Raw genomic sequence first — 17,563 nt, forward strand, 5'->3', positions numbered from 1 at the left:
TGCTCCGAAATCGGGACCTCCGGGGGCGTCGTGGCGGACGACGAACGCCCACCGGGGTCGCCGGTGGGCGTTCGCGTCGAGGATGACTCGCTCATCAGCTACTCCGTCCATGCCCCCGCCACCGCCCTCAAAGGAGCAGCAGGAGCTGCACGGTGTCCTTTCTTATCCAGCCTCTATCACTCGGATGTCAGTCGCAACGCCGGTCAGGAGATCGCCTTGACGGCGGTCAGGACCTTGGTCTGCAGCGACTGCGGGATCGGCACGTAGCCCTTGGCGGACAGCGGCTGCTGACCGTCGGTGGCCGCCACCGTCAGGAACGCCTTGACGGCCTTCGCGACGTCGGCGTTCGCGTACTTCGAGCAGACGATCTCGTAGGTCGTCAGCAGCAGCGGGTAGGCACCCGGGGTGTTGCTGGCGTAGATGCCGTTGAGGTCGAGCGCGAGGTCGTTCGTGCCGTCCTTGAGGAACTTGGCCGAGTCGAGGGACTTCGCCACGTTCGCCGCGCTGAGCTCGACGCCGCCGGAGCCGCTGTCGATGAGGGCCGGGGTCAGGCCGTCCTTGGCGAACGCGCCCTCGACGTAGGTGATGGCACCGTCGGCCGCCTTCACCGCGGTCGCGACACCGTTGGAGCCCTGCGCACCGTTGCCGACGCCACCGTTGAACTTCTTGCCGGCGCCCTTGGTCCAGTCGGCCTTCGCCGCCGCACCCAGGTACTTCTGGAAGTTGTCGGTGGTGCCCGACTCGTCGGCGCGCGAGACGACCTGAATGGCCTTGTCCGGCAGGGTCAGGCTCTCGTTGCCCTTGACGCCCTTGATGGCCGGGTCGTTCCACTTGGTCACGGCGCCGCTGAAGATCTTGGCGATGACCGACGGGGTCAGCGTCAGCTTGTCGACACCGGAAAGCTTGTAGGCGACGGCCACCGGGCCGACGACCATCGGGATGTTCCAGGCGGGGCTCGCGCAGCGCTTGGTGGCCGCTTCGAGGTCCGCGCCGGTGACCGGCGAGTCCGAGCCGCCGAAGTCGATCTGGTTGGCGTTGAACTGCTTGACGCCCGCGCCCGAACCGCTCGGGTTGTAGTTCACCTGCTGGCCGGAGCACTTCTTGCCGTACTGCTGCGTGAAGATGTCGATGGCGTTCTTCTGGGCCGACGAGCCTTCCGCGGACAGCGGGCTCTTGCCACCGCAGTCCACGTCGGCGGTGCCGGTGGCAGCGGGGGCCGAAGCCGAGTTCGAGCTGCTGCTGTTGGACGCCGCGGGGTCGGAACCACAGGCGGCGAGCACGAGGGCGGCGCTCGCGACGATGCCCACCGCGCTCAGGGGCCGCATGATCTTCACTGCTGTTTCCTCCATCAGGAGCTTGACCGGGTCGTCGCGGCGTGGTGCCGCGCCGGATCCGGACATTAGGCAGCCCTGGTGGACGGTCGGCCGTCATCGCATGAACGCAAAGTGAACAAGGCCCAGGATGTGAGCAGTGCTACTAGCCCGACAGTGTGCCGTGTCCCGGCCGTGACCTGCGCGTTCGCACACCGTGACGGACTGTTCGCACGCAGTCCATCGTGGTCACCGACCGTACTGGACGTCGGTTTCGTGACGCGTGAACCCGAGCTTGGTGTAGACCGCGAGCGCCGGGGCGTTGTCGCCTTCGACGTACAGGATGATTTGCCGCAGCCCGCGGCTCGCGAGGTACCGCAGCCCGGCGAGCGTCAACGCCCGGCCGAGGCCGCCGCCCTGCGCCGCCGGGTCGACGCCGACGACGTAGACCTCGCCGACGCGCTCGCCGTCGAAGCGCCCGGGCGTCGCCTCGTGGACCTTCGTCCAGTGAAAGCCGATGACGGTGCCTTCTTCGACCGCGAGGAAGAAGCCGTCGGCGTCGAACCACGGCCGGCCCTCGTCGGCGCGGAGGTCCTCGGCGGTCAGCGCGCCCTGCTCGGGGTGCCAGTCGAAGGCCCGCGCGTTGACGCGGATGACGTCGTCCTCGTCCTGCCCCGGCACGAACGTCCGCAGCGAGACGCCGTCGCGCAGCCGCGGCTCGGGCCAGTCCGCGCCCTGGACGTCGGTGTGCAGGATCAGCAGCTCGCGCTTGCGCTCCAGGCCGGTCCGCACGGCCAGCTGCCGCGCGGCGGGGTGATCGCCGTGCGCCCAGACGCGGAAACCGACCGCGGCGCGCTCGTCGACGGCCTGAAGGAGCTTCGCGCCGTAGCCGCGATTGCGGTGGGCGGGGTGCACGAACAGCTCGGCGACCTGGTGCCCGAAGGAGTCGCCCGTGGTGTCGAGGTGGACGTACCCGACGACGTCGCCGTCGATGCAGGCGACGAGGTGCTCACCGCCGTCGAACTCGCCGGGCAGCGGCCCCTCGGGTTCGACCTCGGGCCGCCCGTCGGCCTCGCGCACGGCCAGCAGCAGCCCGCGCACGTCCTCGAGCTGCTGCTCGTCCAGCTCCTGGCGCCACTCGCCTTCTCCGCTCACCCCGTGACCGTACCCGCGGCGGAGGCAACGCGAGGGCTGTCAGCACGTCCTGGTGAACGTGGGTTCGTCAGTGCGCGAGTTCAGGGGTCTCGGCCGGTGCTTCGGCCTGCGCGGGCACGGCCGCCCGCGCCGCGCCGCCCTTGGCGGGCCGCTCGAACTTGTAGCCGACGTTGCGCACAGTGCCGATCATCTGCTCGTGCTCCGGGCCGAGCTTGGCGCGCAGCCGCCGCACGTGGACGTCGACCGTGCGGGTGCCCCCGAAGAAGTCGTAGCCCCAGACCTCCTGCAGCAGCTGGGCGCGGGTGAACACCCGGCCGGCGTGCTGGGCGAGGTACTTGAGCAGCTCGAACTCCTTGTAGGTCAGTTCGAGGGTGCGCTTGCGGAGGCGGGCGGTGTAGGTCGCCTCGTCGATGACCAGCTCGCCGACCCGCAGCTCGGCGTCGACCTGGGCGGAACCGCCGTCGCGGGTCGTGACCAGCCGCAGCCGCGCGTCGACCTCGGCCGGGCCGGCGGTGGGCAGCAGGATGTCGTCGGTGCGCCACTCGGCGCTCACGGCCACCAGGCCGCCCTCACCGACGACGGCGATGATCGGGGTCGCGGCCTCGTCCTCACCGGTGCCCTTGAGCAGGCGGCAGAGGCTCTTCGCCGAGGCCAGGTCGCTGCGGGCGTCGAGGACGATCACGTCCCGGTGGCCCGCGTCGAGCAGGGCCGTCACCTCGGGAGGGCGCACGCGTACGGTGTGCGGCAGCAGGTCCAGCGCAGGCAGCACCGAAGTGGCGTCGGCTTCCGCAGTCAGCACCAGAAGGTCCAGGCTCATGAGCCGCACCGCCTTCACAAATCGTCGCCTCACGGTGGCGTTGTTCGGTGCTAAGTGAGAATAGCGGCTCGACCGCCCGGCACCTAACCCTTGCTGGATCGATCACACCTGGGGAAACCCCGGTGGCCCCGACGAACAGGAGTACGGACGCGATGGTGAGCAGGCCCGTGACCCGGGACGACCGACCCGCACCGAGGCCGGACGCGCGGCGCCGCGGACGCCGCGCACGGCGCTGGGTGATCGCCCTCGTCGTTCTGGTTCTGCTGCTGGTGGGCGCCGATTTCGGGGCCGCCGCGTACGCCGAGCACATGATCTCCCAGAAGGCCCGCACGCAGCTGCAGCTGACCGACGACCCGTCGGTGACGATCCACGGCTTCCCGTTCCTCACGCAGGCGCTGGGCGGTGACTACAGTCACATCAGCGTGTCCGCCGCCGGCGTTCCGGTCGCCGACAAGCTGCAGGACGTCGCGCTCAACGCCGAGCTCGAGGACGTCACCGCGCCGCTGTCGGACCTCACGAACGGCAACACGAAGGCGATCACGATCGGCAAGCTGACCGGCGCGGTCACCATCAAGGCCGCCGACCTGGCGCGCATCTCGCCGCTGGACAAGATCAAGGACCTGCGGATCGAGCCGGCGACCACGAACTACGTCGAGAACGGCGACAGCGGGCAGAGCGAGCCGACGCCGACCCCGACGACCACCACCGAGGGCCAGGCCGACCAGGACGAGTCGAGCACCGGCGTCCGCATTTCGGGACACCTTCAGTTCGCGGGCAAGGATCTGGAAATCTTCTGCTTCGCGATGATCGAGGCCGACGCGAAGGAAGGGGCGATCAACTTCGTCCCGAAGCGGCTGCAGTTCGGGAATGACCAGGAGACCACGGTCGTTCCCCAAGCAGTGCAGAAGGCGCTCATGCCGAACTTCAGCGCGTCGATCAACACGAAGGACCTGCCGCTGTCGGTCACCCCGACCGGCGTGCGGGTGCAGAGCGGATCGGTGACGATCAAGGGCGAGGCGGCGAACGTGTCCTTCGCGGAGCTGAGCAAGTAAGGAGGCGGCCGGTGACGGGGCTGTGGGTGCTCGTGGCGGTACTGGTGGCCGGTGTGGCCGTCGGCGCACTGCTGAAGGCCCGCAACGGCCGCGTGCGGGAAGCCGATCCTTCTCGGGCGAAGCCCGCGCGTGAGCTGCCCGGCCCCGTCGCCGACGTCCTCGACCCGGCGTCCGCCGTGACGCTGGTCCAGATCTCCACCACGTTCTGCGCGCCGTGCCGGCACGCGAAGGCCGTCCTCGAGCCGCTGGCCGAGCGGACCGACGGCCTGCACCACGTCGAGCTGGACGTGACGAACCAGCCGGAGGTCGCGCAGTCGCTGTCCGTGCTGCGGACGCCGACCACGATCGCGCTGACTCCGGACGGCCGGGAGCTGCTGCGCGTCGGCGGCGTCCCCAAGGGCCCCGAACTGCTGGACGCGCTGCGGCCACATCTCACGACTCGGACGCTCTGACCAGGGCATGTCCCACGTGCCGGGAATCGTCCCAAGGTATGAACGTGGTTCCCACCCTGAGGGAGCTCTGGGTACCCTCGCACCCGTGACCGGGCTGACCACCTTCTTGACGCAGCGACGCGCAGTCGACCTCTGCCGCGTCCGCAGCAGCCTGTGTCGTGCTCACACCGACCGGCGCTGAAGCACGTCCGGTCCGACCCCAGCCCTGATGCCGCTGACGCGTGCCGTTCGCACGCACCCCCCTCTGCTCCAGCTGGAGGAACCATGTCCGCCGGACCGGCCGTCGACCCGCGGGGCCCGCGGTTCGCCGCCATCCTGACCACGATCGTGCTCGCGGTCGTCCTGGTCACCCAGTGGTGGCCGTTGCTGGCGATCCAGACCGTCGTGTTCGCCGTCGGCGCGTTCATCGGGCTGAAGCCGGCGCCCTACTCGATCGTGTACCGCACGCTCGTGGCCCCGCGCCTCGGCCCGACCGACGAGCGGGAGGACGCGGCCCCGCTGCGGTTCGCCCAAGCCGTCGGTTTCGTGTTCGCCCTCGTCGGCACGATCGGCTTCGCACTCGACCTCGCCCCCCTCGGCATCGTCGCGACGGCCTTCGCGCTCTTCGCCGCATTCTTGAACGCGGCCTTCGACTTCTGCCTCGGCTGCGAAATGTTCCTGCTGATCAAACGCTTCAGTCCCGCCCGCGCGTCGTCCTGAAGAACAACCAGAAAGAGAGTTCTGTCCCATGAGCCGTGAAGACGTCCTGGTCACCACCCAGTGGGCCGAGGAGAACCTGGACACCCCCGGCGTCGTGTTCGCCGAGGTCGACGAGGACACCACCGCGTACGACGGAGGCCACATCCGGGGCGCGGTGAAGTTCGACTGGCGCAAGGACCTGCAGGACGGGGTGCGCCGCGACTTCGTCTCCAAGGAGGGCTTCGAGAAGCTCCTGTCGGAGAAGGGCATCTCGAACGACGACCGCGTGATCCTCTACGGCGGCAACAACAACTGGTTCGCCGCCTACGCGTACTGGTACTTCAAGCTCTACGGCCACGAGAACGTCCAGCTGCTCGACGGCGGGCGCAAGAAGTGGGAGCTCGACGGCCGTGAGCTGAGCTCCGACGAGGTCAAGCGCGACGTCACCGACTACAAGGCCAAGGACCAGGACCTGTCCCTGCGCGCGTTCCGCGACGAGGTCGTCCAGTCCATCGGCGCGAAGAACTTCGTCGACGTCCGGTCGCCGGACGAGTTCTCCGGCAAGCTGCTCGCCCCGGCGCACCTGCCGCAGGAGCAGTCCCAGGTCCCCGGCCACATCCCGGGCGCGCTGAACGTGCCGTGGGCGAAGGTCGCCAACGAGGACGGCACCTTCAAGACCGAGAGCGAGATCGACGAGCTCTACAAGGAGCAGGGCATCGACGCCGGCAAGGGCACCATCGCCTACTGCCGGATCGGCGAGCGTTCGTCCATCGCGTGGTTCGCGCTGCACGAGCTGCTCGGCCACGAGGACGTGAAGAACTACGACGGTTCGTGGACGGAGTACGGCTCGCTCGTGGGCGTGCCGGTCGAGTTGGGAGCGAAGTGATGGCGGTCGACGAAAGCTGCGGCGCACCGGTCCAGGAGGCCACGCCGGCGGACTACGACACTCGCGGGCAGGTCGTGCTCGCGGGCAAGGTGACCGGCGCGGACGGGCCGGTCGGCGGCGCGTTCGTCCGGCTCCTGGACGGCGGCGGCGACTTCACCGGCGAGGTCGTCTCCTCGGCCGACGGTGACTTCCGCTTCTACGCGGCCCCGGGTGCCTGGACGGTGCGCGCGCTGCACCGCACCGGCAACGGCGAAGCCTCGGTGACGGCGGAAGGCCCGGGCCTGCACCAGCTGGCCATCTCGGTCGCCTGAGTCCAAGTTCGTGAAGGGCCACCTTGAGGAACTTCAAGTTCCTCAAGGTGGCCTTCACGGCTTTTCGGCCAGGACGCGCTGGGTGTATTCGCGGGCGCGGACCGCGCCGCGCCGATCGCCGTGGTCCGGGCCGAAAGCATGCGGTGAGTTGACCTCGAGCCGGGTGGAGGTCGCAAGCTTGTCCAGGTGACCCTCACCGCTCCTGTGGCGCGCCGCGCGGGCCTGTTGGCCGCCGTGTTCTTGGGCAGCTTCATGGCCCTGCTCGACGTCAGCGTCGTGAGCGTCGCGCTGCCGACCATGCAACGGACGCTGGGCACGAGCTTCAGCGGCCTGCAGTGGATCATCGACGGCTACACCGTCGCGCTCACCGCCGTGATCCTCTCCGGCGGCACGCTCGGCGACCGCTACGGCCGCAAGCTCGTCTACCTGACCGGGCTGACGCTGTTCACGGTCGCCTCGGTCGGCTGCGCGCTGGCGCCGACCCTCGAACTGCTGGTCGCCGCCCGGATCGTGCAGGGCTTCGCCGCCTCCGCCGTCATTCCGGGCTCGGTCGCCCTGCTGGCGCACGCGTTCCCCGGGCCGGCCGAGCGGGCGCGGATGATGGGCCTGTGGGGCACCGTCGCGGGCTGCGCGCTGGTGCTCGGCCCGCTGATCGGCGGCCCGCTGACGGACGCCTTCGGCTGGCCGTCGATCTTCCTGATCAACGTGCCGATCGGGCTCGTCGCGGTCGCCGTGGGCCGCCGCGGGATCACCGAGTCCCGCGACCCGGCGCACGGCGCGCTCGACCTGACCGGGCAGGTGCTCGGGGCCCTGTGGATCGGCCTGCTGACGTTCGCCGTGATCGAAGCCGGGCGGCTCGGCATGAGCCCGTCCGTGCTGGTCACCGGGGCCCTCGGACTAGCCGCATTGACCGCCTTCATCGTCGTCGAACTGCGCGTGCCGCACCCGATGCTGCCGGTACGGCTGTTCGCCCGGACGCGGTTCTCCGTGGCCATCTTCGCCGCCTGGAGCCTCGGTTTCGCGGCCTATCCGGCGGTGTTCCTGATCGGCGTCTACCTCCAGCAGGCCCGCGGCGCGACGGCGACCGAGGCGGGCGTCCAGATGCTGCCGTACGTGCTGGCGAACGTCGCCGCCGCCTTCACCGCCGGCCGGCTCTCTGCGCGCTACGGCGCGGAGCGGCTGCTGCCGGTCAGCTACTTCGTCGCGGCCGTCGGCTCCTTCGCGTTCCTCGTGCTCGGCGCGGACAGCCCGTACTGGCTGGTGGCGATCGCGTTCGCGCTGGCCGGCGCCGGGGTCGGGCTGTCGGTGACGCCGTCGAACATCGTCGGGCTGGCCGGGCTGCCGGGCAACCGCAGCGGGATCGCGTCGGCGACGGTCAACGCCGCCCGCCAGACCGGCACCGCCCTCGGCGTCGCCGCGCTCGGCGCGCTGCTGGCCCGGGGTTCGACGCTGCCGAGCGGCCTGCACGCGGCGATGGGGGTGTCCGGCGTCGTGCTGCTGGCGGTGACCGTGCTCACCGCGGCGACCCTGCGCCGGGCCCGGTGAGCGGCGGCGGACTATCCTGCTGGGCGTGGAAGCTCTGTTTACGACCTTGCTGGTGCTGGCCGGCGTCGCGATCACCTGGTTCGCCGTGTACGTCGTCTACCGCCTGTACGCGGACCAGCGCTGACCCATGAGTGCCAGCGGCGACGACGCCATCGTGGCAGCGGAGATCCGCGCGGAGAGCACTCGCGCGCGCAACCTCCCGCTGTGGGACGACCTGCCCATCCCGAACGACACCGCGAACCTGCGTGAGGGGCCGGACCTCAACGACGCCTGCCTCGCGCTGCTACCGCTCGTCGGCGTCTGGCGCGGTGAGGGCGAGGTCGACTACCCGACCATCGAAGGCCCGCGCAAGTTCGCGCAGCAGCTGACGATCTCCCACGACGGCCGTCCTTTTCTCGTCCACGAGTCCCGCGCGTGGCTGCTGGACGACGACGGCAACGTCATCCGCCCCGCCGCCCGCGAGTCCGGGTTCTGGCGGCCGCAGGCGGACGACACGATCGAGCTGCTGCTCACCCACAACACCGGCATCGTCGAGCTGTACTACGGCAAGCCGCGCAACCAGACGTCCTGGGAGCTCGGCACCGACGCGGTGATCCGCACGGCCACAGCGAAGGACGTCACCGCGGCCCAGCGGCTGTACGGCCTGATCGAAGGCTCCCTCGGCTACGTCGAGGAACGCGCGATGGTGGGCCAGGAGATGCAGCCGCACTCCTCGGCCCTGCTGCGCCGCGTCGTCGGCTGACGCCGTGCGCTGGCGGCGCTGTGGCGAGGACGCCGCCCTGCTGGACTGCGACTCGCTCGAGCAGATGCGGGCGGCCCACGCGACCGTGTCCGCCGCCCGCCCCGAAGGCGTCGTCGACCTCGTTCCCGGCGCGCGCAGCCTGCTGGTGATCGGCGGAGTGGCCGCCGTCAAGGCCCTGCTCGACGACGCCGACCTGACGCACCCGCCCGCCGGCGAGCCGCGTGAAGTCACCCTCGACGTCCGCTACGACGGCGAGGACCTCGACCTCGTGGCTTCAGACGCCGGAATCTCCGCGGACGCCGTCGTCTCGCTCCACACGGAAGCCGTCTACACGGTCGCGTTCACCGGATTCGCGCCCGGATTCGGCTATCTGACGGGACTTCCGTCGCCGTTGCGGCAGCCGAGGCTGGAGTCCCCGCGCACCCGTGTCCCGGCCGGGTCGGTGGGGCTGGCGGGCGAGTTCACCGGCGTCTACCCGCGCGAGTCGCCGGGCGGCTGGCGGCTGCTCGGGCACACTTCGGCGACGCTGTTCGACCCCCACGCCGACCCGCCCGCCCTGTTCGCGCCCGGCGACCGCGTCCGCTTCCGGGCCGTCCGATGAGGTCCCTGGAGGTCCTCGACCCCGGGCGGTACGCGCTGGTCGAGGACCTGGGCCGGCCCGGCTACGCGCACCTCGGCGTGGCGCCTTCGGGAGCACTCGACACGGTGTCGCTGAGGCTGGCGAACCGCCTGGTGGGCAACGCCGAGAACGCCGCTGGCGTCGAAGCGCTGCTCGGCGGTCTGTCGGTGCGGTTCACGACCACGGTGACGGCGGCGGTCACCGGCCCGGCGGTCGACGTCCGGGTCGACGGACGCTCGTTCGGCTCCCACACGCCGGTACCGGTCCGCAGCGGCCAGACGTTGTCGGTCGGCACACCCTCGACCGGATTGCGCTGCTACCTGGCGGTGTCCGGCGGAATCGCCGTGGAGGAGGTGCTGGGCAGCCGCTCGCGCGACGTCCTGTCCGGCATCGGACCCGCACCGCTGCGGGGCGGAGAGGTGCTTCCGCTCGGCGAGCCCGGGATCCCGGTGGGCGCGGACGTCGTCGTCCCCGTCCCGGCGCCGGGCGAACTCGTGGTGCCCGTGACGCTCGGCCCCCGCGACGACTGGCTCGACGACCCGGCCGGCGGGCTCTCGGCGTGGTGGACGGTCACGGCCGAGTCGAACCGCGTCGGCCTGCGCCTCGACGGGACACCGTTGCGCCGGGCCATCGAAGGCGAACTGCCGAGCGAAGGCGTCCTCACGGGCGCGATCCAGGTCCCGCCGAACGGGCTGCCGGTGGTGTTCCTCGCCGACCACCCGACCACCGGCGGCTACCCCGTCGCGGCCGTCGTGCGGCCGGCCGCGCTGAGTGCGCTCGCGCAGGCCCGGCCGGGCACCCGGGTGCGGTTCCGGATGTCCTGAAAGTCCTGTACCGCCACGCGAGTGAGACCCGGGTCACGCCGTGCACCCGTCCGGGTAGGGACTGGAACCATGTCGCGCCGCCGCCCGTCCTTCTAGGCGTGGAACAGGTGACGATCAGCGGTGGCACGGGTTTCCTCGACGTGAACGCGCGGATGCGCGCGGAGCTGCCGCAGTCGCTGCGGATCGCGCTGGCCACCGGTCAGCTGCGCCGCCCGCTCGCCACCACGCTCGGCCCGGTCCTCGACCTGCTCGTCGACGGCGACTACCGCGTGAGCGGCCCGGAACGGCTGCCCGACGACCAGCTGCTCACCCCCACCGACGTCTGGCCGCCGTCCGACGAAGCCCGCGTCGGCTACTACCGGACCGCCATCCGCACCGGCCACCGCCCGGTCGCGGTCGTGCTGGCCGACGGCGACCGCGAGCTGATCATCGACGGGCACCACAAGATCGCCGCCTACCGCGCCGAAGAGGTCGCGCCGGCGATCGTGCGGATCACTCAGGCGTATTCGCTTTCGTAGGCCGCCACCAGCTCGCCGTAGACCGCGGACGCGTCGGGCAGCCGTTCGCCGTCCAGGGTGTGCACCCGGGTCAGCTTGCGCACGCTCGAAGCCATGAAGACGCCGTCGCCCTCGACGAGGTCGCGCACGGTCAGCGGCTCGACCTTGACCGCCCAGCCCGCCTTCTCCGCCCCGCGGAACAGCGCGGCCTGCGTCGTGCCCGGCAGGATGCCGATGCTCGACGGCGGCGTGTAGAGCGTCCGGCCCTTCGCCAGCACCACGGTCGACGTCGGCCCCTCGAACACCGATCCGTCGGTGGCGGTGAAAATCACATCGTCGGCGCCGCGGCGGCCGGCTTCGCGCACCGCGGCCATGTTCACCGCGTACGACAACGGCTTCGCGCCGAGCAGCAGCCAGGGCGCGCGCTCGGCGAGGTCGGACGGGAAACCGCGTTCGAGGGTGATCGCGGCGACGCCTTCGGCACGGGCTCGCAAGATCGCCGGAGAGACCTCGGAGCCGAGCGCGAACCCGGTCGGCGCGGCGCCAGGGTCGCCGTCGGAACCCCTGGTGTACACCAGTTTCAGGGCCATCTCGGGGCTGCCGGCCCACCTTTCGAGCACCAGCGAAACGACGCGTTCCCACGCGCTCAGGTCGGGCTCGGGCAGGTCGAGCATGGCGGCCGAGCGGGCCAGCCGCTCGAGGTGCGGACGCAGTTCGCGGGGCTTGCCGTCGACGACCAGGATCGTCTCGAAGACACCGTCGCCGCGCATCAGACCGAGGTCGTCGACCTTGATCTGGGCGGTGTCGGGGTCGGCCGGGGTTCCGTCGAGGAAGACGAGCACGCGCATGCCGCCACGGTACTCACCTAGGCTGGGCGGTATGCCGTACCGCTCGCCGCTGCTGGACGTGCCCGGATCCATTCCGCCGCCTGAGTCGGACACCGCCCTTCCCGAGGCCGGAGTGCCTTGGCACTGGGGAGACCCCTTCGCGGAGCAGCGCACGGCGTCGCGCGGCGCGGTCGTGATCGACCGGTCGCACCGCGAGTTCCTCGCCGTCACCGGGGAAGAGCGGCTTTCGTGGCTGCACCTGGTGATCTCGCAGCACGTGACCGAGCTGGCCGAGGGAACCGGCACCGAGGCGCTGGTGCTCGACAGCCAGGGCCGCGTCGAGACGCACATGGTCCTCGCGCACCTCGACGGCACCGTGTACCTCGACACCGACCCGGGCCCGAGCGTCACCAGCGCGCTGCCCAAGGGCGGCCCCCAGACGCTGCGCGAATACCTCGAAGCCATGAAGTTCTGGTCCAAGGTGGACATCCGCGACGCGACCGGAGAGCTCGCGCTGCTCACCGTGCTCGGCCCGGACGCCGAGCGCGTGCTGAGCGCGGCCGGCGCCGAGGTCGGCCCGGAGCCGTACGCGGTCGCGGCGCTGCCGGGCGCCGGCTTCGCGCGGCGCATGCCGTGGCCCGGCCGGAACAGCGTCGACCTGGCGGTGCCGCGCGCCGACCTGGCCACCTGGTGGAAGCGGCTCACCGACGCGGGCGCCCGCGCGGCCGGCAGCTGGGTGTTCGACGCGCTGCGCGTCGAGTCGCTGCGGCCGCGGCTGGGGGTGGACACCGACGAGCGCACGATCCCGCACGAGGTGAACTGGGTCGGCTCGGCCGCCCACGTCGCCAAGGGCTGCTACCGCGGCCAGGAAACGGTGTCGAAAGTCCACAACGTGGGACGTCCGCCGCGGAACCTGCTCCTGCTGCACCTGGACGGTTCGCCCGAGGTGACGCCGGAAACCGGCGACCCGGTGCTGCTCGACGGCCGGACCGTCGGCCGGATCGGCACGGTGATCCAGCACCACGAGCTCGGGCCGATCGCGTTGGCGCTGGTCAAGCGGTCTACTCCGGTGGGCGCGGAGCTGCTGACCGGCTCCGAAGACCACCTCGTCCAGGCGGCGATCGACCCCGACTCCGTCCCGTCGGAGCAGCCCGCGCCGGGCCGCGCGGCCGCGGCGCAACTTCGTGGCTGAACGAAAGCCCCTGACAGCGAGATCACGCCCAACCGGGATAAACTGCGCTGTGATCGAAGTGCGGCCCGGCGGCAGGCGGCGGATCGACCGCGTGCTCGGCCCGGGGTACCTCAGCGGCCTGGGTGAACTGCCGCTGAAGGTGCTGCGCGAGCGGCGCGACGAAGCCGCGCAGGAAGAGACGGACCTGTCCTACCTGCGCCGGCTCCTGCACGCCCGGATCGACATCGTGCGCGCCGAGCAGGCGCGGCGCACCTCCGGCGGCGAGTCGAGCATCGTCGACCAGCTGGCCACGATCCTCGCGGACAACGCGCTGGGGCCGGCCGCCGGTTCCGGACGTCATCAGCAGCTGGAGCCGTCGCGGGCCGGCGAGCACCGCCGGCACGCCGAGGCCCTGATCGGCGACACCGACCTGACCGACGTCGAGTCCCTGACGGACGAGAAGCTCGCCTCCGCTTTGGACACCTACGCGAGCGAAGAGCTGTCGGTCTCGTCCTTCCGGCGCGAGGTCCAGGGCGTGATGGACACGTTCAACGCGGAGATCGCGAAGCGCTACCAGCAGGGTTCGGCCACTGTGGACGAGCTGCTGGAGAGCGAAGGCGGGCACGGCGAGTGACGAACCCCGTCCTCGCCGAAGTCGTCCGTTCCGGTTTCGTCGAGAGCGTCCACCGCGGCGCGCTCGTGATCACCGGCCCCGAAGGCGACGCGCGCCTGGCCCTCGGCGACGTCGTCTCCCCGGTCTTCCCGCGCTCGTCGAACAAGCCGCTGCAGGCCGTCGGGATGCTGCGTTCCGGCCTGGACTTCACGGGCGAGGACCTGGCGCTGGCGTGCGCGTCGCACTCCGGCGAGCCCATGCACGTCAAGCGGGTCCTCGAGCTGCTCGACGCGGCCGGCCTGCACGAAGAGGACCTCGCGTGCCCGCCCGACTTCCCGCTGCACGTGCCGAGCATGCGCGACGCCGCCGAGCCGCGGCGCGTGATGATGAACTGTTCGGGCAAGCACACGGCGATGCTGACGACGTGCGTCCGCGCCGGCTGGCCGACGTCCGGCTACGAGTCCCCGGACCACCCGCTGCAGCAGGCGATCGCGGCGGTCGTCGCGGAGCTGACGGGCGAGCCGATCGCCCACACGGGAGTCGACGGCTGCGGCGCGCCGCTCTTCGCGTTCTCCTTGACCGGGCTGGCCCGCGCGTTCGGCCGGGTGGCCCTCACCGCATCCGGACCGTCGGAAGCGGTCCGCTCGGCCATGCGGGCGCACCCGTGGCTGGTCGCGGGCACCGGCCGCGAGGACACGGAGCTGATGTCCGCCGTGGACGGTCTGGTGTCGAAGGGCGGCGCGGAGGGCGTCCACGCGTTCGCGCTCCCGGACGGGTTCGCGATGGCGCTGAAGATCGACGACGGCAACAAGCGGGCGTGCGCGCCGCTGGCGGTCGAGGCGTTGCGGTACCTGGGCGTGGACGTTTCGAGCCTCGAGGGCCTGGCCCACGGCTCGGTGCTCGGCGGCGGGCAGCCGGTGGGCGAAGTGCGGGTCCCGGAGCTGCGCGGCTAGTTCGAGCGTTCGCGGGACGCCAGGTCGCCCCAGAACTCCCGCAGGTCGGAGAACAGCTCGGCCAGCTCCTCGACGTTGCCCGAGCGCAGCGCGTCGAGAATGTCGTGCACCTCGTCGGCGGTGTTGTCGGCCTCCAGGATCGGATCCGTGAACAGCTGCACCAGCCCGCCGTAGTCGAGCTCGACCACCGAATCCGGGTGGAAGTTGTCCAGCCACCGCCGCGTCTCGTACAGCACGCGGCCCGGCCCGGAGTCGCCGAACGTCTGCTCCAGCAGCTCGCCGGCCTCGCGCGCCCGGTGCTGCGCGTCGGCGAGGGTGGCGCGCCAGGAGACCTCGCGCTTCGGGTCGTCGCGGCCGCTGCCGAGCACCAGCCGCCGCTCGTCCGGGTCGATCAGCACGAACCACGGCAGCGGGACGGTCCAGGTCGTCGACAGCGTGTGCGCCGCCGACGTGCTCAGGTCCGCCATCGCCGACTTCGTCCGCGCGCGGATCGTCTCCTGGGTGAAGCCGCCTTCGTCGAGGACGACGTTCTTCAGCGCCGGGTGCGCGTCGCCGAGGAAGGTGACCAGCGCGGCGGCCGAGCGGGCCCGCAGTTCCAGCGGGCACACGAACGGCCCGTGCCCGGCCTTGCCCTCCGGCACGTCATCGGCTGTGAGCACCAGGACATCGGTCAGCAGGCTCGGTGCGGGACGCCCGTCGGCGAGCTCGGCGGGCAGCAGCCGCCTTGGTGCGGCGACCTGTGACTTGAGCCACATGGCCTGCTCTCGCGCCCCCGCGTCGGTCCGCCGCAGCTTGGTCGCCGCGACGGCCGCACGCAGCCGTTCGTCCGGCGGATCACCCAGGGCGAGCAGGGGCTCGTACACCCGCAAGTAGGCCACGAAGGGACGGAGCACGAGTAGATCGTGGCACGCCTACCTGCGCCGATCGCCACCGACCGGCCGGTAACCGGCGTCCGGCGGACACTGTCGCCACCGGCACACCGTGCCACGTCGCATCGAACCCCCCGGACACGGTACGGTGTGAGCAGGAAAGAATTGTCGAGACGATGCGGGGCCGCCGATTCCCCCGGCCGCCCCGCCCCTGTGCGAGGGGGTCGAGCCATGGGGCGCGGCCGGGCTAAGGCCAAGCAGACGAAGGTGGCGCGCGAGCTCAAGTACAGCTCGCACGAGACCGACTTCGATGCTTTGCAGCGCGAGCTGTCGACTGGTTCCTCTAGTGGTCACTACGAGGAAGCCGATAGCGATGATCAAGACGACCCGTACGACGACGGGTACGGCGAGTACCGTCGTTGAGCACGCGTAACCGCGCGAGGGCAGAGCCGGGCACCACCCGGCGACCGCCCTCGCGCGCTGTGTGCTGCCCACTTTGTGGTGCCAAGCGGGGCTGCGAAGCCGATGAAGGAGTGAGCCGGTGGTAAGTCGGGTTGGAGTCGTCGGGGCGGGCCTCATGGGGTCCGGCATCGCCGAGGTGCACGCCCGGTCCGGAGTGGACGTCGTGGTCACCGAGGTGAACCAGCCGGCGCTCGACGCGGGCAAGGCCCGGATCGAGAAGTCGCTGCAACGCGGCGTCAAGAACGGCAAGCTCTCTCCCGAAGACGCCGAGGCGGCGCTGAGCCGCCTCCGCTTCACGACGGACATCGCCGAGTTCGCCGACCGCGACCTGGTCATCGAAGCGATCCTCGAGCAGGAGCAGGCAAAGGTCGACGTCTTCCGCCAGCTCGACAAGATCGTCGAGGCGGAGGACGCCCTGTTCGCGTCCAACACGTCGTCGATCCCGATCATGAAGCTGGGCATGGCGACGAGCCGGCCGCAGCAGGTGGTCGGCATCCACTTCTTCAACCCGGTGCCGGTGCTGCCGCTGGTCGAGCTGGTCCCTTCGCTGCTGACCAGCGAGGAGACGGCCCGCCGCGCCGAGGAGCACGCGACGACGGCGCTGGGCAAGACCGTCATCCGTTCGCAGGACCGCGCCGGGTTCATCGTGAACTCGCTGCTGGTGCCGTACCTGCTCTCGGCGATCCGCATGATCGAGTCGGGCTTCGCGTCGGCGGAGGACATCGACCGCGGCATGGAGCTGGGCACCGCCCACCCGATGGGCCCGCTGCGCCTGTCCGACCTGATCGGGCTGGACACGATCAAGGCCATCGCGGACTCGATGTACGCGGAGTTCAAGGAGCCGCTGTACTCGTCGCCGCCGCTGCTGCTGCGCATGGTGGACGCGGGCCTGCTGGGCAAGAAGACCGGCCGGGGTTTCTACTCCTACGGCTGACGGGTTTCCGGCTGGTCGAAGCTCACGGGAGCGTCGAAGGCCGCTCGCCTGGCGGCGCGCCGCAGCACCGCCAGGACGGCCGGCCCCAGCAGGACGATCGCGACCGCGTTGGTGATCGCGCGGCCGGTGTCCCAGCCTAGGGTCGACGTCAGGACGGTGAACACCGCGAACCGCTGGAGGTTGTCCAGCAGCGGCGCGCCGGGGACGAACCCGAGTCCCGCGGTGGCGCCGACGCCGGTGCCCGCGAGGAACGGCCACGACCACAAGCTCATGAGGAGCCCGAAGAAGTAGGCCGCGAAGACGCCGTACGCCACGAGCAGAGCGATTTCCGCCTTCCCGCGCGGTTTCCGCGGCAGCAGCCCGGCACCGAGCCCGATGAGCGACGACGCGAGCATCTGGAACGGCAGCCACGGCCCGACCCCGGCGGTGAGCAGGGCGCTCGTGAACAGCGACGTCGAGCCGAGCACGAACCCGAAGCCCGGCCCGAACACCCGCCCGGCGAGCACGAGCAGGAAGAACACCAGCTCGATGCCCCCGGTCCCGGCGCCCAGCGGCCGCAGTCCGGCGTTGACCGCCGAGAGCACGCCGAGGAGGGCGAGCGCCTTGGCATCGATGCCCCCGCGGGAAAGTTCGGCGAGGACGACGAGGATCAGCACCGGCAGGGTCGCCATGAACACGAACGGCGCGTCGGCGGTGTGCGCGGCTTCGCTCGGCGCGGGGTGCGCGAGGAGGGGCCAGCAAAACATGGCGAGGCCGAGGATGGTGGCGGTGCCGAGCACCAGGGCAGGCTGAAGGCTGATGCGGACGGCACGGGGTGGGCGGAGGAAGTCGGTCATGCCGAGTCTC

Annotated in this window: 21 protein-coding genes; 15 read left to right on the forward strand and 6 right to left on the reverse strand. The window is 71.1% G+C overall.

Annotated features, from left to right (window positions below; translation table 11 throughout):
* Window positions 1–203: 203 nt before the first annotated feature.
* The 3 genes from pstS to AB0M59_RS07855 all read right to left on the reverse strand — a co-directional run bounded on the left by pstS (window position 204) and on the right by AB0M59_RS07855 (window position 3,282).
* Window positions 204–1,334: a phosphate ABC transporter substrate-binding protein PstS gene (gene pstS, locus AB0M59_RS07845; protein ID WP_364610418.1), complete on the reverse strand. Its 1,131-nt coding sequence runs from the start codon at window positions 1,332–1,334 to the stop codon at window positions 204–206.
* Between the two features lie 225 nt (window positions 1,335–1,559).
* The gene (gene mshD, locus AB0M59_RS07850; RefSeq protein ID WP_364610421.1) at window positions 1,560–2,465 is read right to left on the reverse strand and encodes a mycothiol synthase; all 906 of its coding nucleotides are present in this window, start codon (window positions 2,463–2,465) and stop codon (window positions 1,560–1,562) included.
* A gap of 67 nt (window positions 2,466–2,532) precedes the next feature.
* Entirely contained in the window at window positions 2,533–3,282 is a 750-nt protein-coding gene (locus AB0M59_RS07855) for a response regulator transcription factor (protein ID WP_364610424.1), read from the reverse strand.
* A gap of 152 nt (window positions 3,283–3,434) precedes the next feature.
* On the opposite strand from AB0M59_RS07855, the gene AB0M59_RS07860 reads away from it, so the two are divergent.
* The 10 genes from AB0M59_RS07860 (at window position 3,435) to AB0M59_RS07905 (ending at window position 10,909) form a co-directional block, all read left to right on the forward strand.
* Window positions 3,435–4,334, forward strand: a complete 900-nt coding sequence (locus AB0M59_RS07860; protein WP_364610427.1) for a DUF2993 domain-containing protein — start codon at window positions 3,435–3,437, stop codon at window positions 4,332–4,334.
* A gap of 11 nt (window positions 4,335–4,345) precedes the next feature.
* Complete coding sequence (locus AB0M59_RS07865) at window positions 4,346–4,786, forward strand: thioredoxin family protein (protein ID WP_364610430.1); 441 nt, start codon at window positions 4,346–4,348, stop codon at window positions 4,784–4,786.
* Between the two features lie 264 nt (window positions 4,787–5,050).
* Window positions 5,051–5,485, forward strand: a complete 435-nt coding sequence (locus tag AB0M59_RS07870) for a DUF4395 domain-containing protein (RefSeq protein WP_364610433.1) — start codon at window positions 5,051–5,053, stop codon at window positions 5,483–5,485.
* A 28-nt stretch (window positions 5,486–5,513) separates the two neighbouring features.
* Window positions 5,514–6,350: a sulfurtransferase gene (locus tag AB0M59_RS07875; protein WP_364610436.1), complete on the forward strand. Its 837-nt coding sequence runs from the start codon at window positions 5,514–5,516 to the stop codon at window positions 6,348–6,350.
* Window positions 6,350–6,661: a DUF1416 domain-containing protein gene (locus tag AB0M59_RS07880; protein ID WP_364610439.1), complete on the forward strand. Its 312-nt coding sequence runs from the start codon at window positions 6,350–6,352 to the stop codon at window positions 6,659–6,661. Before AB0M59_RS07875 ends, AB0M59_RS07880 begins: the two co-directional genes overlap by 1 nt.
* Before the next feature lie 186 nt (window positions 6,662–6,847).
* Complete coding sequence (locus tag AB0M59_RS07885; protein WP_364610442.1) at window positions 6,848–8,206, forward strand: DHA2 family efflux MFS transporter permease subunit; 1,359 nt, start codon at window positions 6,848–6,850, stop codon at window positions 8,204–8,206.
* A 127-nt stretch (window positions 8,207–8,333) separates the two neighbouring features.
* Window positions 8,334–8,948, forward strand: a complete 615-nt coding sequence (locus AB0M59_RS07890; RefSeq protein WP_364610445.1) for an FABP family protein — start codon at window positions 8,334–8,336, stop codon at window positions 8,946–8,948.
* A gap of 4 nt (window positions 8,949–8,952) precedes the next feature.
* Window positions 8,953–9,549 (forward strand): allophanate hydrolase subunit 1, encoded by a 597-nt coding sequence (locus AB0M59_RS07895; RefSeq protein ID WP_364610448.1) that lies wholly within the window; start codon window positions 8,953–8,955, stop codon window positions 9,547–9,549.
* Window positions 9,546–10,391 (forward strand): biotin-dependent carboxyltransferase family protein, encoded by an 846-nt coding sequence (locus tag AB0M59_RS07900; RefSeq protein ID WP_364610451.1) that lies wholly within the window; start codon window positions 9,546–9,548, stop codon window positions 10,389–10,391. Before AB0M59_RS07895 ends, AB0M59_RS07900 begins: the two co-directional genes overlap by 4 nt.
* A 98-nt stretch (window positions 10,392–10,489) precedes the next feature.
* On the forward strand, window positions 10,490–10,909 hold the full coding sequence (locus AB0M59_RS07905) for a hypothetical protein (RefSeq protein ID WP_364610454.1): 420 nt from the start codon (window positions 10,490–10,492) through the stop codon (window positions 10,907–10,909).
* On the opposite strand, the gene AB0M59_RS07910 is transcribed toward AB0M59_RS07905, so the two are convergent.
* Window positions 10,888–11,736, reverse strand: a complete 849-nt coding sequence (locus tag AB0M59_RS07910) for an aminodeoxychorismate lyase (protein ID WP_364610457.1) — start codon at window positions 11,734–11,736, stop codon at window positions 10,888–10,890. The two genes, AB0M59_RS07905 and AB0M59_RS07910, sit on opposite strands and share 22 nt — an antisense overlap.
* A gap of 31 nt (window positions 11,737–11,767) precedes the next feature.
* Between AB0M59_RS07910 and AB0M59_RS07915 the strand changes: the two genes are divergently transcribed.
* Genes AB0M59_RS07915 through AB0M59_RS07925 form a run of 3 tightly spaced genes read left to right on the forward strand, consistent with a single transcriptional unit; the run spans window position 11,768 to window position 14,452 of the window.
* Complete coding sequence (locus tag AB0M59_RS07915; RefSeq protein WP_364610460.1) at window positions 11,768–12,907, forward strand: folate-binding protein; 1,140 nt, start codon at window positions 11,768–11,770, stop codon at window positions 12,905–12,907.
* Between the two features lie 49 nt (window positions 12,908–12,956).
* Complete coding sequence (locus AB0M59_RS07920; RefSeq protein ID WP_364610463.1) at window positions 12,957–13,520, forward strand: aerial mycelium formation protein; 564 nt, start codon at window positions 12,957–12,959, stop codon at window positions 13,518–13,520.
* Window positions 13,517–14,452, forward strand: a complete 936-nt coding sequence (locus AB0M59_RS07925; protein ID WP_364610466.1) for an asparaginase — start codon at window positions 13,517–13,519, stop codon at window positions 14,450–14,452. The genes AB0M59_RS07920 and AB0M59_RS07925 overlap by 4 nt, the downstream gene beginning before the upstream one ends.
* Here AB0M59_RS07925 and AB0M59_RS07930 read toward each other — a convergent pair.
* Window positions 14,449–15,345 (reverse strand): hypothetical protein, encoded by an 897-nt coding sequence (locus AB0M59_RS07930; protein ID WP_364610469.1) that lies wholly within the window; start codon window positions 15,343–15,345, stop codon window positions 14,449–14,451. The two genes, AB0M59_RS07925 and AB0M59_RS07930, sit on opposite strands and share 4 nt — an antisense overlap.
* A 207-nt stretch (window positions 15,346–15,552) precedes the next feature.
* Here AB0M59_RS07930 and AB0M59_RS07935 point away from each other — a divergent pair, with 207 nt between their 5' ends.
* Complete coding sequence (locus AB0M59_RS07935) at window positions 15,553–15,744, forward strand: DUF3073 domain-containing protein (RefSeq protein ID WP_155547992.1); 192 nt, start codon at window positions 15,553–15,555, stop codon at window positions 15,742–15,744.
* A 118-nt stretch (window positions 15,745–15,862) separates the two neighbouring features.
* Window positions 15,863–16,717, forward strand: a complete 855-nt coding sequence (locus AB0M59_RS07940) for a 3-hydroxybutyryl-CoA dehydrogenase (protein ID WP_364524236.1) — start codon at window positions 15,863–15,865, stop codon at window positions 16,715–16,717.
* On the opposite strand, the gene AB0M59_RS07945 is transcribed toward AB0M59_RS07940, so the two are convergent.
* Window positions 16,708–17,553: an ECF transporter S component gene (locus AB0M59_RS07945; RefSeq protein ID WP_364610472.1), complete on the reverse strand. Its 846-nt coding sequence runs from the start codon at window positions 17,551–17,553 to the stop codon at window positions 16,708–16,710. The two genes, AB0M59_RS07940 and AB0M59_RS07945, sit on opposite strands and share 10 nt — an antisense overlap.
* Between the last annotated feature and the right edge of the window lie 10 nt (window positions 17,554–17,563).

Origin of the sequence: Amycolatopsis sp. NPDC051371 (genome assembly GCF_040682155.1) — a bacterium.
Classification (GTDB): Bacteria; Actinomycetota; Actinomycetes; order Mycobacteriales; family Pseudonocardiaceae; genus Amycolatopsis.